This window comes from Actinorugispora endophytica, assembly GCF_004363075.1.
GTDB classification, from domain to species: Bacteria; Actinomycetota; Actinomycetes; order Streptosporangiales; family Streptosporangiaceae; genus Actinorugispora; species Actinorugispora endophytica.
Map to the genome: position 1 here is coordinate 687,602 of NZ_SNYN01000001.1, position 15,366 is coordinate 702,967.

General features: G+C 71.5%; 14 protein-coding genes. 7 read left to right on the forward strand and 7 right to left on the reverse strand.

Translation table 11 applies throughout. From position 1 onward, the window contains the following. Positions 1 to 261 precede the first annotated feature (261 nt). The 3 genes from EV190_RS03245 to EV190_RS03255 form a co-directional block, all read right to left on the reverse strand. Positions 262 to 1,353 (reverse strand): chaplin, encoded by a 1,092-nt coding sequence (locus EV190_RS03245; protein ID WP_133739865.1) that lies wholly within the window; start codon positions 1,351 to 1,353, stop codon positions 262 to 264. A 528-nt stretch (positions 1,354 to 1,881) separates the two neighbouring features. Next, positions 1,882 to 3,327 carry a catalase gene (locus tag EV190_RS03250; RefSeq protein ID WP_133739866.1) on the reverse strand — a complete coding sequence of 482 codons (1,446 nt, stop codon included), beginning with the start codon at positions 3,325 to 3,327 and terminating at the stop codon, positions 1,882 to 1,884. An 89-nt stretch (positions 3,328 to 3,416) separates the two neighbouring features. Beyond that, positions 3,417 to 3,875 (reverse strand): Fur family transcriptional regulator, encoded by a 459-nt coding sequence (locus tag EV190_RS03255; protein ID WP_133739867.1) that lies wholly within the window; start codon positions 3,873 to 3,875, stop codon positions 3,417 to 3,419. Between the two features lie 267 nt (positions 3,876 to 4,142). Here EV190_RS03255 and EV190_RS03260 point away from each other — a divergent pair, with 267 nt between their 5' ends. Beyond that, positions 4,143 to 5,288 (forward strand): CapA family protein, encoded by a 1,146-nt coding sequence (locus EV190_RS03260; protein ID WP_133739868.1) that lies wholly within the window; start codon positions 4,143 to 4,145, stop codon positions 5,286 to 5,288. 43 nt (positions 5,289 to 5,331) lie between these two features. On the opposite strand, the gene add is transcribed toward EV190_RS03260, so the two are convergent. Beyond that, a complete protein-coding gene (add, locus tag EV190_RS03265; protein WP_133739869.1) occupies positions 5,332 to 6,360 on the reverse strand; it encodes an adenosine deaminase in 1,029 nt (342 codons plus the stop codon). Between the two features lie 749 nt (positions 6,361 to 7,109). Here add and EV190_RS03270 point away from each other — a divergent pair. Both EV190_RS03270 and EV190_RS03275 read left to right on the forward strand, forming a co-directional pair. Then, entirely contained in the window at positions 7,110 to 7,691 is a 582-nt protein-coding gene (locus EV190_RS03270; RefSeq protein WP_133740153.1) for a TetR family transcriptional regulator, read from the forward strand. Positions 7,692 to 7,991: 300 nt separating this feature from the next. Beyond that, a complete protein-coding gene (locus EV190_RS03275) occupies positions 7,992 to 8,864 on the forward strand; it encodes an alpha/beta hydrolase family protein (protein ID WP_133739870.1) in 873 nt (290 codons plus the stop codon). Positions 8,865 to 8,874: 10 nt separating this feature from the next. Here the strand turns inward: EV190_RS03275 and EV190_RS03280 are convergent, their stop codons facing one another. After that, a complete protein-coding gene (locus tag EV190_RS03280; RefSeq protein WP_133739871.1) occupies positions 8,875 to 10,236 on the reverse strand; it encodes an FAD-dependent oxidoreductase in 1,362 nt (453 codons plus the stop codon). A 231-nt stretch (positions 10,237 to 10,467) separates the two neighbouring features. Between EV190_RS03280 and EV190_RS03285 the strand changes: the two genes are divergently transcribed. Further along, complete coding sequence (locus EV190_RS03285; protein WP_133739872.1) at positions 10,468 to 11,094, forward strand: HD domain-containing protein; 627 nt, start codon at positions 10,468 to 10,470, stop codon at positions 11,092 to 11,094. Between the two features lies 1 nt (position 11,095). Here the strand turns inward: EV190_RS03285 and EV190_RS03290 are convergent, their stop codons facing one another. Next, complete coding sequence (locus EV190_RS03290) at positions 11,096 to 11,848, reverse strand: sulfite exporter TauE/SafE family protein (RefSeq protein ID WP_133739873.1); 753 nt, start codon at positions 11,846 to 11,848, stop codon at positions 11,096 to 11,098. Between the two features lie 254 nt (positions 11,849 to 12,102). Further along, entirely contained in the window at positions 12,103 to 12,888 is a 786-nt protein-coding gene (locus EV190_RS03295) for an ABC transporter ATP-binding protein (RefSeq protein ID WP_133739874.1), read from the reverse strand. Between the two features lie 157 nt (positions 12,889 to 13,045). On the opposite strand from EV190_RS03295, the gene EV190_RS03300 reads away from it, so the two are divergent. The 3 genes from EV190_RS03300 to EV190_RS03310 all read left to right on the forward strand — a co-directional run bounded on the left by EV190_RS03300 (position 13,046) and on the right by EV190_RS03310 (position 15,251). Then, a complete protein-coding gene (locus EV190_RS03300; protein WP_133739875.1) occupies positions 13,046 to 13,834 on the forward strand; it encodes a hypothetical protein in 789 nt (262 codons plus the stop codon). A gap of 119 nt (positions 13,835 to 13,953) precedes the next feature. Further along, a complete protein-coding gene (locus tag EV190_RS03305) occupies positions 13,954 to 14,589 on the forward strand; it encodes a DUF1707 SHOCT-like domain-containing protein (RefSeq protein ID WP_133739876.1) in 636 nt (211 codons plus the stop codon). Positions 14,590 to 14,624: 35 nt separating this feature from the next. Continuing rightward, positions 14,625 to 15,251: a DUF1707 SHOCT-like domain-containing protein gene (locus EV190_RS03310; RefSeq protein WP_133739877.1), complete on the forward strand. Its 627-nt coding sequence runs from the start codon at positions 14,625 to 14,627 to the stop codon at positions 15,249 to 15,251. The last annotated feature ends 115 nt before the right edge of the window (positions 15,252 to 15,366 follow it).

Genomic DNA, 15,366 nt, shown 5'->3' on the forward strand with positions numbered 1-15,366 from the left:
GTTTGGGGGGCTGGGTGTTTGTTGGCGCGGGTGGGGGGCAGTCGGGCGGGGGGGGGGCCCCCCCGCCCACCCCCCCCACGACCGTCAACGGACCCCTCACGCAACGGACAGCATGGGCGCGGCCCCGACCCCCGCCCGCCGTCGCCGCCCCCGTCACCGCGCCACGCACGAGGACACCCCGACGATCCGGCCGGCGGATTCCCGGCGCCGAACCGCCCCCGGCCGGAGCGGCCGGGAGCGGGCTCGGATCGGGCGGGGCCGCTACTCCTGCGACGCGGCCGCGGCCGCCTTCTTCCTGCGGCTCAGGTACATCGCCGCGCCGCCGCCGCCCAGGGCCGCGACCGCGGCGGCGACCAGTCCGCCGAGGGCGACACCGGTCACCGGCAGGCTGCCGTCCGCAGCGGGCCTCTCGTCGGCCTCGGCCTCCTCGCCCCCGCGGTCGTCACCGGGGCCCTCCGAGTCGTCTCCGGGCTCCTCGCCGTCGGAGTCCCCGGGCTCCCCGGGCTGCTCCGGGCCCTCCGAGTCGTCTCCGGGCTCCTCGCCGTCGGAGTCCCCGGGCTCCCCGGGCTGCTCCGGGCCCTCGCCGTCCCCGGGCTCCCCGCCGTCGGTGATCTCCTCCATGCACTCGGTCTCGGCCAACGACAGCACGGTGACCGCGTTGCCGCAGACGTCGACCGCGGCGTCCACCGGGATGTTGACCTGGTTCCCGCTGGCCACGCCCCCCGAGCCGTCGGACGCCTGCCCGCCGCCGCCCTCGTTGTCGGACGAGGCGCTGATCGCGTCGACGACCGTCTCGCACTCGGCCTTGGAGACGCCCAGGACCCCGATGGAGTTGCCGCAGACCTCGACCGCGATGTTCACCGGGATGTTGATCTGGTTCCCGCTGGCCACGCCCCCCGAGCCGTCGGACGCCTGCTCGTTCTCCGAGGAGCCGGCGATCTCGTGGACCACCTCGGTGCACTCGGCCTTGGACAGGCCGCCGACCGCGACCGAGTTGCCGCAGACGTCGACCGCGGCGTCCACCGGGATGTTGACCTGGTTCCCGCTGGCCACGCCCCCCGAGCCGTCGGACGCCTGCCCGCCGGCCGCCTGTCCCTCGTCACTGGCGGCGTAGAGGACCCGGGAGACCTCGGTGCACTCGGCCTTGGACAGACCCAGCGCGGCCAGGGCGTTGCCGCAGAGCCCGGCCTCGACATCCACCGGCACGTTGACCTGGTTCCCCCCGGCCACACCGCCCGAGCCATCGGTGATCTGGTCCGCGAACGCGAAGGGGGAGAAGGGGGAGAAAGCGCCCACCAGGCCGACGGTGAGCGCGGCGGTGGAGGCGGTGGCGAGCATCTTCTTCTTGCGCATGTTTCGGCACGACCTTTCGCCCATCAAAAACTTTGAGTGAGCAATCAAGGACGGAGAGTCACCGCGAGCGGATCGGTGAATCGCCGCCCGACTAACGAGAAGCGTGGATCAGCACCCGAAGGGCGCCGGGGACCGGCCCGGTCGATCAGCAGCGCAGGCCGTCCGGAATAGAGAGCGGAAAACCGCTCCCACCTGCTGACGAACGGCAACGCTAGCAGCCTTTCGGACGACTGGAAGGGCTTTGGACAGAATTCCCGTAAATCCTGGAACACAGTCGGCCAAGTTCCTAAAATGTCCGCTTTGACCGGCCATGACGCGGCAACGGCAAAACAGGCCCCCGCACACGGAGAAGGATGGAATTCCGATTCTCGGGCCTCCCGGCAACCCAATAAGAGGGGAATTCATCGCATTTCCACAAAACCCGTCAAACCCCCCGGGGCGTCCGTGCCTCCCCTCGGACGCGAAGAACCCCGGTCGGGATCCGTGGATCCCGACCGGGGTTCGCCGACAGCGGGCTCTGCCCGGGTCCTAGCCCTGGACGCCCAGGCCCTTGGCGACGCCGCCGCCCAGGTCCGGGTGGACGTTGGTCCAGTACTCGACGACGCGCCTCTTCATGTCCGCCGTGACCTCGGGGGCCGAGGCGTGGCCGACGATGTTGCCCACCAGGTTGGCGCGCTCGGAGTCGGTCAGGACCTTCTCCCACAGCGCGCGCGGCTGGGCGAAGTCGTCGTCCTCCTTGTGCAGCTCGTAGGCCGAGCGCACGATCTCACCCGCGACGTGGTAGTCCGCGCCCGTGAACAGCTCCTGGTCGGCGACCGGGCCGCCCACGGTGTTCGGGGCGTAGACCGGGTCCGGGCTGGCGTGGAAGGCCATCGCACCGTCACGGTTGTAGCTGTGCACCGGCGACAGCGGGCGGTTCACCGGCAGGTGCAGGAAGTTCGGGCCGATGCGGTAGCGCTGGGTGTCCGGGTAGGAGAACAGGCGCCCCTGGAGCATCTTGTCCGGGCTGGCGGCGATGCCGGGAACCATGCTCGACGGCTGGAAGGCGGACTGCTCCAGCTCGGCGAAGTAGTTCTGCGGGTTCCGGTTCAGCGTGAACCTGCCGATGGTGATCTCGGGGTAGTCCTCGTGCGGCCAGACCTTGGTCAGGTCGAACGGGTTGAACCGGTAGTCGGCGGCGGCCTCGAAGGGCATGACCTGGACGTTGACCGTCCAGGAGGGGTACTCGCCCTTCTCGATCGCGTTCCACAGGTCGCGGCGGAAGGCGTCGGGGTCCTCGGCCTCCAGTGCCTTGGCCTCGCCCGCGGTCAGGTTCTCGACGCCCTGGTCGGTCTTGAAGTGGTACTTGACCCAGAACTTCTCACCGGCCGCGTTGTACCACATGAAGGTGTGGCTGCCGAAGCCGTGCATGTGGCGCCAGTTCTTCGGGGTGCCGCGGTCGGTCATCACGAAGGAGACCTGGTGGGCCGACTCCGGGTTCAGCGTCCAGAAGTCCCACTGGTTGTTGTTGTCGCGCAGCTGGTTGTCCGCGCGGCGCTTCTGCGAGTGGATGAAGTCGGGGAACTTCGAGGGGTCCCGGATGAAGAAGATCGGGGTGTTGTTGCCGACGAGGTCGTAGTTGCCCTCCTCGGTGTAGAACTTCAGCGCGAAGCCGCGGGGGTCGCGGGCGGAGTCGGCGCTGCCCAGCTCACCGGCGACAGTGGAGAAGCGCAGCAGCAGCGGGGTCTTCTTCCCCTTCTGGAACAGGCCCGCCCGGGTGTACTGGCTGACGTCCTCGGTGATCTCGAGTTCGCCGTAGGCGCCGCCGCCCTTGGCGTGCACCACGCGCTCGGGGACGCGCTCGCGGTCGAAGTGCGCCAGCTTCTGGATCAGGTAGTGATCCTGCAGCAGCAGGGGGCCGTTCGGGCCGACCGACTGCGAGAGTCCGTCGTGCGGTGCCGGGATCCCGGCGTCGTCCGTGCTGTAAGCAACCACTGCTCACACCTTTCTGATGAAGCTCGGCCTCGAAAAACATGCGGGTACCGCCCTCCGGGGAGGCCGGTGGTCATCGGGTGGGTCCCGGTTCACGCGCCGCGCGGAGTGGCTCCGGGGGTTCTGGCGTCCGGGGCCGCGCCCGCGGACCGGCACTCGGGACAGACGCCCCAGAACACCACTTCGGCTTCGTCGATGTCGTAACCGTGCGTCTGCGACGGCTCCAGGCACGGGGCCCGGCCGGTCACGCAGTCGACGTCGGTCACCTCTCCACAGCGACGACAGACCAGGTGGTGGTGGTTGTCCCCGACCCGGGCCTCGTAGCGCGCCGGTGAACCGGCGGGTTCGATGCGGCGGAGCAGCCCGGCGCCCGTCAGGGCGTGCAGGCTGTCGTAGACCGCCTGGGTCGACACGTGGCCGACCCGCTCCCGAACGGCACGCGCGACACGGTCGGCGTCCAGGTGGTTTCCCAGCCTGATCGCGTCGAGGATCGCCAGCCGGGAGGCGGTCACCCGCAGCCCGGCCGCGCGGAGAGCGGCGGCGTCGTCCATGGCCTCACTCTAGGGCATTAACTGGAATGGTTCAAGAAAACGAACTCTTACAGACAAGCGTCCGCCGACGGAACATTCCCTTTCCCCCCATGGCGACACAGGGAGAAGTTATGATCACCGGCAGTCGCGACCGCCGGCGTCCCCGATTCGGAGGAGGAAAGCCCGGCATCCGTAACGAGTAAGACTCATGGCCCGGCCCCTCTCAACGGAGGACCGGCTTCGGGCGTCCTACCGACACCGGCCGAACCAGCCCCCCAGGAGACCCTCGTGATCCCCCGGACTCCCCCGTTCGTCCCGTACGGCCCCCCACTCCGCCTCGGCGCGCTGCTCCTGGCCACCGCCCTCGCGGCCACCGCCTGCGACACCGATGTCGGCGCGCCCGTCGCCGCGGACCAGCCCCGGGACGGCGCCCCCGCGGAATCCGCGGCGCCCGCCCCGAGCGAGTCCGCCGGGGAGCCGTACACCGTCGCCATCGGCGGCGACGTCATGTTCGAGGGGATGCTCCGCCAGCGGCTGGACGCGGACCCAGCCACCGCGGTCGGCCCGGTCTCGACGGTGTTCCGGGAGGCCGACGTCAGCGTGGTCAACCTGGAGACCGCTGTCACCGGCGGGGGCACCCGGGCGCCCGGCAAGCAGTTCGCCTTCCGGGCCCCCGCCACCGCGTTCACCGCCCTGGACTCCGCCGGGATCGACGTGGCGACCCTGGCCAACAACCACGGTATGGACTTCGGGGCCGACGGCCTCGCCGACACGCTCGCCAACGCCGAGGCCGCGGGATTCCCGCTGGTCGGGGCAGGCGATGACGCGGACGAGGCCTACGCGCCGGAGGTCTTCGAGGTCAACGGGAACACGCTGGCGGTCATCGGCGCCACCGACGTCATGGACGAGCACCTGACGGCCGAGTGGACGGCCGGCGACGGCAAGCCCGGTCTGGCCTCCACCAAGGGCGAGGCGCTGCCGCGCGCGCTCCAGGCGGTCGAGGAGGCCCGGGCCGAGGCCGACGCCGTCATCGTGTTCCTGCACTGGGGCCGCGAAGGCGACCACTGCCCGCTCCCGCACGCCCCCGACCTCGCCCGGCAGCTCATCGACGCGGGCGCCACCGCCGTCGTGGGCGGGCACGCGCACGTGGTCGGCCCGGGCGGCTACATGGGCGGCTCCTACGTGCACTACGGCCTGGGCAACTTCGTCTTCTACAACTTCGACGGCCCCACCGCCGAGACCGGCGTGCTGCGGCTGACCCTCCAGGGGGACGAGGTCCTCGACAGCGAGTGGCTTCCCGGCGAGATCCAGGGCGGTGTGCCGGTCCTGCACGAGGGGGACGCCGCCGAGCAGGGCGTGGCCTCCTTCGAGGGCTACCGGGACCGGTGCGGCGGAGCCGGCCTGACCGCCGAGCCCGACGGTTCGAGCGCCTGACCCCCTCCGGGGCGGTGGAGGGCCGCGCCCTCCACCGCCCCCGTCACGCCCCGGCCAGGACCGCGTCGATCTCGGCGGTCAGCCCCCGCTTGTCCGCGTCGTCCAGGTACGAGGCCGCCACGCCGTTGCGGGCCAGGAGGGCCAGGTCCGCCGCTCCCAGGCCGAGGGCGTGCGCGGTCCGGTACTCGTTCAGCAGGTCGGTTCCGAACATGGGCGGGTCGTCGGAGTTCAGGGTCACCACCAGGCCCGCCTCCAGCATGCGCGGCAGCGGGTGCTCCTCGATGGTCGAGATCGCGCGGGTGCGCAGGTTGGAGGTGGGCGAGACGTCCACCGGGATCCGCGCCTGCCCCAGGTGGTCGACGAGACGCGGGTCCTTCATGCTGTCGATGCCGTGCCCGATCCGCTCGGCGCCCAGCACGGTGACCGCGTCCCACACCCGCTGCGGGCCGCCGTTCTCCCCGGCGTGCGGAAGGCTGTGCAGCCCGGCGGCGCGGGCCCGGTCGTAGATCCCCTTGAAGGGGACGCGGTCCACCTCGATGCCGCCCACCCCGAACCCCACGACGCTGGAGGGCCCGTCGGCGAGCACCGCGTCCAGGGTCCGCTCCCCCGCCTCCACCCCGAAGTCTCCGGGGAAGTCGGGGATCCAGCGCAGCCGGATCCCGTGCTCGCGCTCGGCCTCCCTGCGGCCGTGCTCGACCCCGGCGAAGACCACGGACGCGGGGATGCCGCGCATCAGGTGGTTGTAGAGGCTGATGTGCAGCTCGGCGTACCGGACGTTCTGCGCGGCGAGCCGGGCCGCCACGTCGGCCGTGAGCAGCGCGAAGTCCTCCTCGTCGCGCAGCACCTCCACCGAGGCGATGTACACGTCGATGAAGTGCGGGAAGTCCCGGAACTCGTAGTACGCGTCGACCTCTTCGAGCGAGCGCGGCAGCCCGGCCACGTCGTGCTTGCGGACCAGCCGGAGGAAGGTCTCGGGCTGCATCGAGCCTTCCAGGTGGACGTGGAGCTCTACTTTGGGCAGCTCTCTGATGAACGCCTCGATTCCGGAGGCGGGAACGGCGGTGCTGTTCATACGTGGACGCTAGTGAGACAGGGCGTCCTCCCCAAAGCGAATCAGACGTTCTTCACAAATAATTGTCAGAAACGGGCCCCGGTCGGCTCCGGAGCGGTCCCCCGGCACCGGGTGCGGGCGCCGGCCGCCCCGGTCACGTGAATCGGGTCCGGTCGCGTCCGCCCCGGCAGGCCCGCCCCGGGCCGCGGAGCCGGTTGATTGGGAATCGACGGACGGAAAAGGCCGGGAGCGGCCGCCACCCCGACTCCCCCGCCGAAACAGCGACGGTGGTCGCGCCATCCGCGCCGGTCCCCTGTCCGCTATCCGGCCGACGCCTTGGCGGGAGACGGTTCGAACCGCTACCTCCCCACCCCCACCTGCTAGAACGCGATAGTCGAACCCTCATTGGAAACCCGCGGGAAATCGGGACGCGCCGGATCGGGGTATTCCGACGAGAGCGGCTCCGTGGTTCTTCCCAACGGGGTTGCTTCGCTATCCCGACCGGAAGTGGCCAAAAGCGTCCACACCGCCCCGGCCGAGCTCGAAACCGGAATATTACGGGAACCAATTGAATTCGGAAAGGCATCATAGAAGACGTGACGACTACTTCCCGAACCTCCTCGACCACCGCTCCCGCGCAGCGTCACGGCTCCAACGCCGACGAACGCCCGGGGGACAACGCCGAGAACACTCGGAAAAACCGGGTCGCCTCGCCGGACCAGTCCCTGGCCAACGCCCCGCTGCGCCGGCTTCCCGCACAGCAGCGCAGCATGGCGCGCGTCCAGCGGATGCTGGACGCCTGCGCCGAGCTCCTCGACGAGGGCGGCTACACCGAGCTGTCCACGACCAGGATCGCCGAGCGCGCCGGGGTCGCCATCGGCTCGGTCTACCAGTTCTTCCCGGACAAGAAGGCCATCACCCAGGCACTGGGGCTGCGCTACCTGGACACCTTCACCCTGCGGGTCGCCAACCGGCTGGCGGAGGAGTCCTTCGGGCACTGGACCGAGGCCGTCGACGCGATCGTCGACGAGTACATCGACATGCACCGCAACGAACCGGGCTTCCGCAGCCTGCACTTCGGCGACGTGGTGGACATACGGCTGCTCGACTCGGACAACGAGAACAACAGGGTCATCGCGGGAAGGCTGCGAGATCTGCTGATCTCCGTCGCGGGGGCGTCCGACGGTGAGAAGCTGGACCGAGCGATCGTCGTGGCGGTCGAGGCCTCGGACGCCGTACTCAAACTGGCCTTCCGCGACGACCCCGACGGCGATCCGCGCCTCATCGCCGAGGCAAAACTGCTGGTCCGCGGATATCTGGAGCAGCTTTTCGGCCCGAGGCCGAGAAGATGACAAAGGTTTATGACAAAATAGGACACACCGGAAAAGAACGGTAAAGTAGCACCGATCCGGATCCGGTCGGAGGCCCCGCGGGCCCCGTCCGACGCGCCCGGACACGGCGCGGACCGCTCCGATCCGGAAGCACGGCGCGCGAGCCGCCACGGGGAGACCCGCACCGCTCCGCGCCCGTCGCGCTCCCTTCGCCGACCGCATCCTTTTCTCGCCCACTACGCGCGCCGAGGTTCGCAACGCGTGGCGGCACACCGCCCTCCGTGGTCGGCGCAGCGCGTTTGAACAGGGGAGGAACCCTCAGTGGTAGCCGACAGCACACTCGCCGACCCGTTGACCGGGACCGCCGCCGGGGTTCCGTACCTCGCGGTCCCGCCGGTCGACACCAGCCGTCCCGCGCCCATGGTCATCGGGCTGCACGCCTTCGAACCGCCGCGCAGCGAGGCCGCGATGGCCGGAGCACTCCCGCTCTTCGGGCTGCACGCCTGGAAGTTCTACTTCGGCCTCCCCCTCTTCGGACACCGCCTGCCCCAGGGAGGCGTCCCCGAGGTGAACCGGCTGGGTCAGACCGACTACCTGATCCAGCTGTACGGACCGGTCGTGGAGCAGGCCGCCGCCGAACTCGACCGCACCGTCGCCGAACTGCGGAACACCTTCCCGGTCGCGGACGGCCCCGCCGGCCTGATGGGCGTCGGCGCGGGCGGCGCCGCGGCCCTCCTCGCGCTCGCCGAGGGAGACCTCCCGATCAGCGCGGTGGGCGTGGTCAACCCCGTCATCGACCCGACCCAGGTGCTCGCGGCCCGTGCGCGCCGGCTCGGCGTCACCTACCACTGGAGCGAGAAGTCCCGCGAGATCGCCACGTGGCTGGACTTCGCCGACCGGGCCGACGAGCTCTCCGCCCGCACCCCCCGGACGCCTCTGCTCATCGTCAACGGCGGGCACGACGAGATCATCCGCCCGAGCCACGGCCGGCTCCTGCACGACGCGCTGGCCGCGTACCACCTGCCGCACACCCTGCGGCACATCGTGATCCCCGACCTCGCCCACACGATGGGACCCGAGCCCGGTCTGGAGCCGGGCCCGCCGACCCCCGGCAACGTGCTGGCCGACCGCGCCCTCGCCGAGTGGTTCCACCTGCACCTGGGCACCGGCGCCGAGGCGACCGTCCGGTTGTGAGTCCGGCGGTTCAGTACGCGCGCTCGGCGAGCTTGCGGGCGGCGATGAGCACCGGGTCCCACACCGGGGAGAACGGCGGCGCGTAGGAGAGGTCCATCCCGGCGACCTCCTCCACCGTCATCTCGTTCCACAGCGCGGTGGCGAGCACGTCCACCCGCTTGGCCGCGTTCTCGGCCCCCACGATCTGGCCCCCCAGCAGCCGGCCGGTGCGGCGCTCGGCGAGGAGCTTGACGGTGACGGCCCCCGCGTCGGGGTAGTAGCCGGCACGGGTGGTGGAGTCGACGGTCACCGTCTCGAACTCGAAACCCGCTGAGCGCGCCTCCGCCTCGTTCAGCCCGGTGCGCGCGATCTCCAGGCCGCAGAGCTTGGTGGCGGCCGTTCCCACGACCCCGCCGAAGCTCGCGTAGCCGCCGCCGATGTTGGTGCCCGCGACCCTGCCCTGCTTGTTGGCGTGCGTACCCAGCGCGATCGCCACCGGCGCGCGCGAGACGCGGTGGAAGGTCTCGACGCAGTCTCCCGCCGCCCAGACGTTCTCGTCCGACGTGCGCATACGCCGGTCCACCACGATCCCGCCGGTCGGTCCGATCCGCAGTCCCGCGGCGCGGGCCAGGTCGCTGTCGGGGCGCACGCCGAGTCCGAGGACCACGACCTCCGCCTCGTACACCGCGTCGGCGGTCGCCACCGCGCGCACCCGGCCCTTGTCGGTCTCGAACCCGGTCACCCACGCCCAGGGCCGGAAGACCGCGCCCATCTCCGTCATCGCCTCGCGCACCAGCGCGCCCATGTCCGCGTCGAGCGTCCCCATCGGTTCGGGGCCGCCGTCCAGCACGGTGACCGCGATCCCCCGCTCCAGGAACGCCTCGGCCATCTCCAGCCCGATGTACCCGCCCCCCACGACCACCGCGCGGCGCGGACCGCGCGTGTCCAGGTACTCGCGCAGCCTGATCCCGTCCACGAGGGTCTGCACCCCGAAGACGCCCTCGGCCCTGGCCCCGGGCAGCTCGGGACGGTTCGGCACCGCCCCGGTGGCGACCACCAGGTGGTCGTAGCGCTCCTCCCGCTCGGTTCCGGCCGCGTCGACCGTGTGGACCGTCCGCTCCTGGAGGTCGATGTCCGTGGCCTCGGTCCCGGTCCGCACCAGAATCGAGAAGTCGCGCGCGAAGGTCTCGGGGTCGCGGGCGATCAGGTCCTGCGGACTCGATACGGTCTTCCCGACCAGGTAGGGAATGCCGCACGCCGAGTAGGAGGTGTAGGTCCCACGTTCCAGCGCGAGGATCTCCAGGTCCTCGGGGCCGCGGCGGCGGGCCTGCGAGGCCGCGCTCATCCCCCCGGCATCCCCGCCGATGACGACCAGCCGCGGTCTGTCGTTCATCCGTCGCTCCATGGCTCCTCCTCTGCCCGATGCCTCCCCGTCAGGATGCCCGCATTGCATGGATGTCTGTGGCGTGGGACCCGGTGTTTTCCTCTGGTATCCACCATCGTGATGAATAATCGCACGTGTCCCCCGCTCAGCGGCCCGTTCCCGCCGCGCGCCCGCGCCGGGGCCTACGGCCTCTCCCCCGCGGGACTCGCGTGCGACAAGTTTTCTAGGAGGGCGACTCACGTGACCGAGCCCGCACCGGTGTTCACCAGCGGCGTTGATCATGAACGACTCACTGCCCAGCTCCGGTTCGTCCTGGAGGTCGACAAACTCAAGCGGATCCTGCGCCGCAACCTGCTCGTCGACGGTTCCCGCAGGGAGAACGACGCGGAGCACTCCTGGCACCTGGCGGTGGCCGCGCGGGTGTTCGCCGAGTACGCCCCCGAGGGCACCGACATCGAGCACGTGGTCGAGTTGCTGCTGCTGCACGACGTCGTCGAGATCGACGCGGGCGACACCTTCGTCTACGACACCGCCGCGTCGGAGTCGCAGGCGGAGCGCGAGCGGCTGGCGGCGGACCGCATCTTCACGCTGCTGCCCGAGGACCAGGCGATCCGGGCACGGGCGCTGTGGGACGAGTTCGAGGCCCGTGAGACGTCCGAGGCGCGCTTCGCCAAGGCGGTCGACCGGCTCGCCCCGATGCTCGCCAACTGGCACACCGACGGCGGCACCTGGAAGCAGTTCGGGGTGACCAAGGAGCAGGTGCTCGAGAAGGTGAAGATCATCTCCGAGGGCTCGGAGGCTCTGGGCTCCTACGCCCTCGCCCTGATCGACGACGCGGAACGGCGCGGCTACCTCCGCAGGGGCTGACTCACCGCAGCAGCAGCTGCACCACCGCGGTGAGGCCGATGACCACGACCAGGACGCGCAGCGCGACCGGTTTGAGCCTGCGGCCGAAACGCGCCCCCAGGTATCCCCCGACCACCGATCCGACGGCGATGAGGCACACGACGGGCCAGGACGGGGTCGCGAAGAGGATGTAGAAGACGGCCGCGGTGGAGTTGACGACGAAGGTCAGCGCGTTCTTCAGGGCGTTGACGCGCTGGAGCTCCTCGTCCAGGGAACTGCCGATCAGGCCGATCAGGATGATGCCCTGGGCCGCCGCGAAGTAGCCGCCGTACACACCGGCCCCGTAGATCCCGAACGGCAGCAGGGGGCCGCCGTTCGGGCGGGCCGGGCGGCGCGCGCGCAGCCAGGCGTTGATCCTGGGCTGGAACACGATGAGTACACAGGCCAGCAGGATGAGGACCGGGACGACCACCGCGAACACCCGCTCGGGGAGGTTCAGCAGCAGGACCCCGCCGGTGATCGCCCCCAGGAAGGACATCGCGCCGAAGCGCAGCAGCCGGGTGCGCTGCCCGGCGAGCTCCCTGCGGTAGCCGATGGCGCCGGTGAGGGAGCCGGGCGCCAGCCCGACACTGTTGGAGACGGTGGCGACCACCGGTGGGAAGCCGAGCGCCAGCAGCACCGGGAAGGTCAGCAGCGTCCCCGATCCGACCACCGCGTTGATGCCGCCCGCCCCGATCCCCGCCCCCAGGACCGCAAGCGCTTCCCACCAGTTCATCCGTGGCCTTCGTGGTCGTTATCCGGCCCGTGCCGGAAGACTGCGTCCAGGCTACGGAGCACGTCCGCGGGGCTTTCGTCCGGGTTCGGGACCACCGGGGCCGGTCCGGGGGCCCGGTGCGGGTCCCCCGGCCGGCCCTCGGAGGCGGGCCGCCTGGTCGCGCGTGTCCACCCGTTCGCGGATCCGGTCCGCGAACGGGGTCCGGGCTCCGGCCGTCCGGGGCGTCGGTCGGGCGCCGCTTCGCCGGATGCGGCTCAGACGGCGCGCGCGGACCAGCGGTCCCCGTCGTTCTCGACCTTGAGTTCCAGGCCGAAGGTCGCGCTGAGGTTGTCGGCGGTCATCACGTCCTCCAGCGGTCCCGCGGCCACGACCCCTCCCCCGCGCAGCAGCAGGGCGTGCGTGAAGCCTGGCGGGATCTCCTCCACGTGGTGGGTGACGACGACCATCGCGGGCGCCGCCTCGTCGCCCGCCAGTCGGCCGAGTCGGCGCACCAGGTCCTCCCGGCCGCCGAGGTCCAGGCCCGCCGCGGGCTCGTCCAGCAGGAGCAGCTCCGGGTCCGCCATCAGCGAGCGCGCGATCAGCACCCGCTTGCGCTCCCCCTCCGAAAGGGTCCCGAACCTGCGGTCCTCCAGCTGAACGGCGCCCCAGCGGGCGAGCAGCGCGCGGGCCCGCGCGTGGTCGGGGGTGCCGTACTGCTCCTTGCCGCTGCCCAGGTAGCCGTAGGCGGCGCTGACGACGAGCTCGCGGACCACGCTGTCGTCCTCGATCCGGCCGGCGACCGCGGAACTGGCGAAACCGATGAGCGGCCGCAGCTCGAACACGTCGCTGCCGCCGAGGCGCTCCCCCAGCACGTCGACCGTCCCCCGGGTGGGGTGCAGCTGCGTGGCGGCGATCCGCAGCAGCGTGGTCTTGCCCGCCCCGTTGGGGCCGATGACCACCCAGCGCTCGTCCTCCTCGACCGTCCAGTCGACCCCGTCCAGCAGTTCGGCCCGACCGCGGCGTACCCCGACGCCGCTCATGCGCAGCACGTGCCCGTTCATCGCTCTCCTTCGTCACACCCGACTAGCGAACATACTGGACTCCGGGTTTCCGCCGGAGCCGGGTTCCCGCGGGGTGACGCCCCTTCCGGGGACGCGACGCGGCCCCGGTGGCGCGAACCCCTGACGAACCGGTGGACATGGCTAATACTGTGAACCGATGCTTGAAGAACTGTCATCGGCACCCCTGGTCGCCTGGGGCAACGCCTGGCTGGCCGGTCAGGTGGGACTGGACGACGCCGTCGACGCGGTGGAGCGGCGGACCGGACCGCACCTGGTCGGAGCGGTGGCCGACCCGTCCCTGCCGTTCGAGCCGGGCGCGCCGCTGCGCAGCGCGCTGGCCCGGTTGCGCGGCCTCGGACTGGCCGCGTTCCGCCTGAGCCTCCCCGTTCCCGGTGACCCGCTCGGCCTGGTGGGCACCGCGGAGCTCAACTCGGCGGCCATCGAGGCCCGGGAGGCGGTGCTGGTGCGCCTGGCCGACCGCCAGGTCGGGCTCGTGCCCCGCACCGACCTGCGCGGCTCCTCGTACCGGGGCGTCTCCTGGACCCCTTACCCGGCCGCCGACTCCCTCCCGGAGGCGGTCCAGCTGGCCGAGTCCGAGCACGGGCTCAACATCGCGATCCGGGAGTCCACCGCGCTGTTCGGCCAGGTCGACGACGTCGCCTCCTGGGGGCCCGAGGTGGTCGGGGCGCTGGCGGAGCTGCGCGACGCCGGACGCGCCCCCACCGAGGGGCTCGCCCCCGGCTACCCGCAGCGGGCGCACCGCCTCGCCGCCCTCGCCGACCGGCTGGCCGTCGTCGTGCGTCTGGCCGGCGCGGACGAGGGCCGGGGGCTGAGCGGCTCCCAGATGGAGTCCCGCCGCTCCGCGCTGCGCCTGCTCGACCGTGCGGTGCGGCGCGCCCGGGTCGCCGCCTACTGCGCGGTCCTGGAGCGGCCGCCGGGACCGTGAACGGCCCGCCGCGGCGGCGCCCGGTACAGGAGCGTCAGGGTCTCGGGGTCCCCGTATCGGGGAGACATCAGGGTCGTTTCCCGATCCACCCGCCGTCCCGCACGGGGATACTTGTGACCATGGCGAACATCGCGAACCAGCCCCAGCCCCCGAAGCCGAACCTCATGCGCGCGTCCGACGCCGACCGCGACCGCGTCGCCCAGGTCCTCGCCGACGCCCTCGCCGACGGTCGCCTCGACCAGGAGGAGCACGCCGAACGGCTGGAGTCCTTGTACTCCGCCAAGACGCTGGGCGAGCTCGTCCCGATCACCGCCGATCTCGGCACCGCGCCCGCCTCTCCGGCGACCGGCCGGATCTCCGAGGACCTCGCGCCCTCCCCCGACGGCGCGGAGAACATCACCGCCGTCTTCGGCTCCGCGGAGCGGACCGGCCGCTGGCTGGTCGAGCCGCGCACCAACGTCTCCGCGCTGTTCGGCAGCGTCGAACTGGACCTGCGCGAGGCCGTGCTGTCCCAGCGCGAGGTCGTCGTCCAGTGCGGGGTGGTGTTCGGCGGGCTCGAGGTGGTCGTTCCGCCCGGCGTGCGCGTCACGAACTCGACCACGGCGATCTTCGGCGGGGCCACCCTCAAAGGGCTCGCCTCGGACGTCCCCGCGGACGCGCCGGTCGTCCGGCTGACCGGAGCGCTCATCTTCGGCGGCGTCGAGGTCAAGACGCTCGCCCCGGGCGCGAAGAAGAAGTTCGGCTTGTCCTGCTGACGGTTTCCCGGAGAGTCGAGTTGAGGAACCAGAACATGGAGCCAGACCGCATCCGCGCGTCCGACGCCGACCGCGACCGCACCGCCGCGCGGCTCCGCGACGCGCTCGCCGAGGGCCGCATCGGCCACGACGAGCTGGAGGAGCGCCTGGACGCGGTCTACCGTGCCAGGACCCTGGGCGAGCTGGCCCCCGTCACCCACGACCTGCCCCCCGCCGCCGGCACCGGTCCCGCTTCGCCCGCCGAGCCGGTCGGCATGACCGTCTCCTCCGAGGAGGCCCGGCGGCTGGCCGCCGAAAGCCAGGGCAGGGAGACCGTCTCCGCCGTGTTCGGCGGGGTCGAGCGCGCGGGCCGCTGGCTGGTCGAGCCGCACACGAACGTCTCTGTGCTGTGCGGCGGGATCGAACTCGACCTGCGCGAGGCCGTGCTGTCCCAGCGCGAGGTCGTCATCCAGTGCGCCGTGGCCCTGGGCGGGCTGGAGATGGTCGTCCCGCACGGCGTCCGGGTCGTCAGCTCGGTGAACGCGATCCTGGGCGGTGTCGACATGTCCAAGGTCGACAACGTCACCGACCCGAACGCCCCCACCATCCGGCTCACCGGCACCTGCCTGCTGGGCGGTGTCGAGGTGCGGACCAAGGCCCCGAAGAAGAAGCGCAAGTGGTAGGCCCGTTTTGCCCGGCAACGCCCCGACCCCTGATGACCAGCGGGTTAGCGGCTGAGGAACGTTCGGTGACCTGGTCTACGCCACTCCGGGACGGCGGAGTACCTTAGACCCCGTC

Bases quoted from the DNA above. Each gene is read 5' to 3' on its own strand.
- EV190_RS03295 (WP_133739874.1), bottom strand. From the start codon at position 12,888: ATGAACGGGCACGTGCTGCGCATGAGCGGCGTCGGGGTACGCCGCGGT.
- EV190_RS03300 (WP_133739875.1), top strand. From the start codon at position 13,046: ATGCTTGAAGAACTGTCATCGGCACCCCTGGTCGCCTGGGGCAACGCC.
- EV190_RS03280 (WP_133739871.1), bottom strand. From the start codon at position 10,236: ATGAACGACAGACCGCGGCTGGTCGTCATCGGCGGGGATGCCGGGGGG.
- EV190_RS03290 (WP_133739873.1), bottom strand. From the start codon at position 11,848: ATGAACTGGTGGGAAGCGCTTGCGGTCCTGGGGGCGGGGATCGGGGCG.
- EV190_RS03305 (WP_133739876.1), top strand. From the start codon at position 13,954: ATGGCGAACATCGCGAACCAGCCCCAGCCCCCGAAGCCGAACCTCATG.
- EV190_RS03255 (WP_133739867.1), bottom strand. From the start codon at position 3,875: ATGGACGACGCCGCCGCTCTCCGCGCGGCCGGGCTGCGGGTGACCGCC.
- add (WP_133739869.1), bottom strand. From the start codon at position 6,360: ATGAACAGCACCGCCGTTCCCGCCTCCGGAATCGAGGCGTTCATCAGA.
- EV190_RS03310 (WP_133739877.1), top strand. From the start codon at position 14,625: ATGGAGCCAGACCGCATCCGCGCGTCCGACGCCGACCGCGACCGCACC.
- EV190_RS03270 (WP_133740153.1), top strand. From the start codon at position 7,110: ATGGCGCGCGTCCAGCGGATGCTGGACGCCTGCGCCGAGCTCCTCGAC.
- EV190_RS03245 (WP_133739865.1), bottom strand. From the start codon at position 1,353: ATGCGCAAGAAGAAGATGCTCGCCACCGCCTCCACCGCCGCGCTCACC.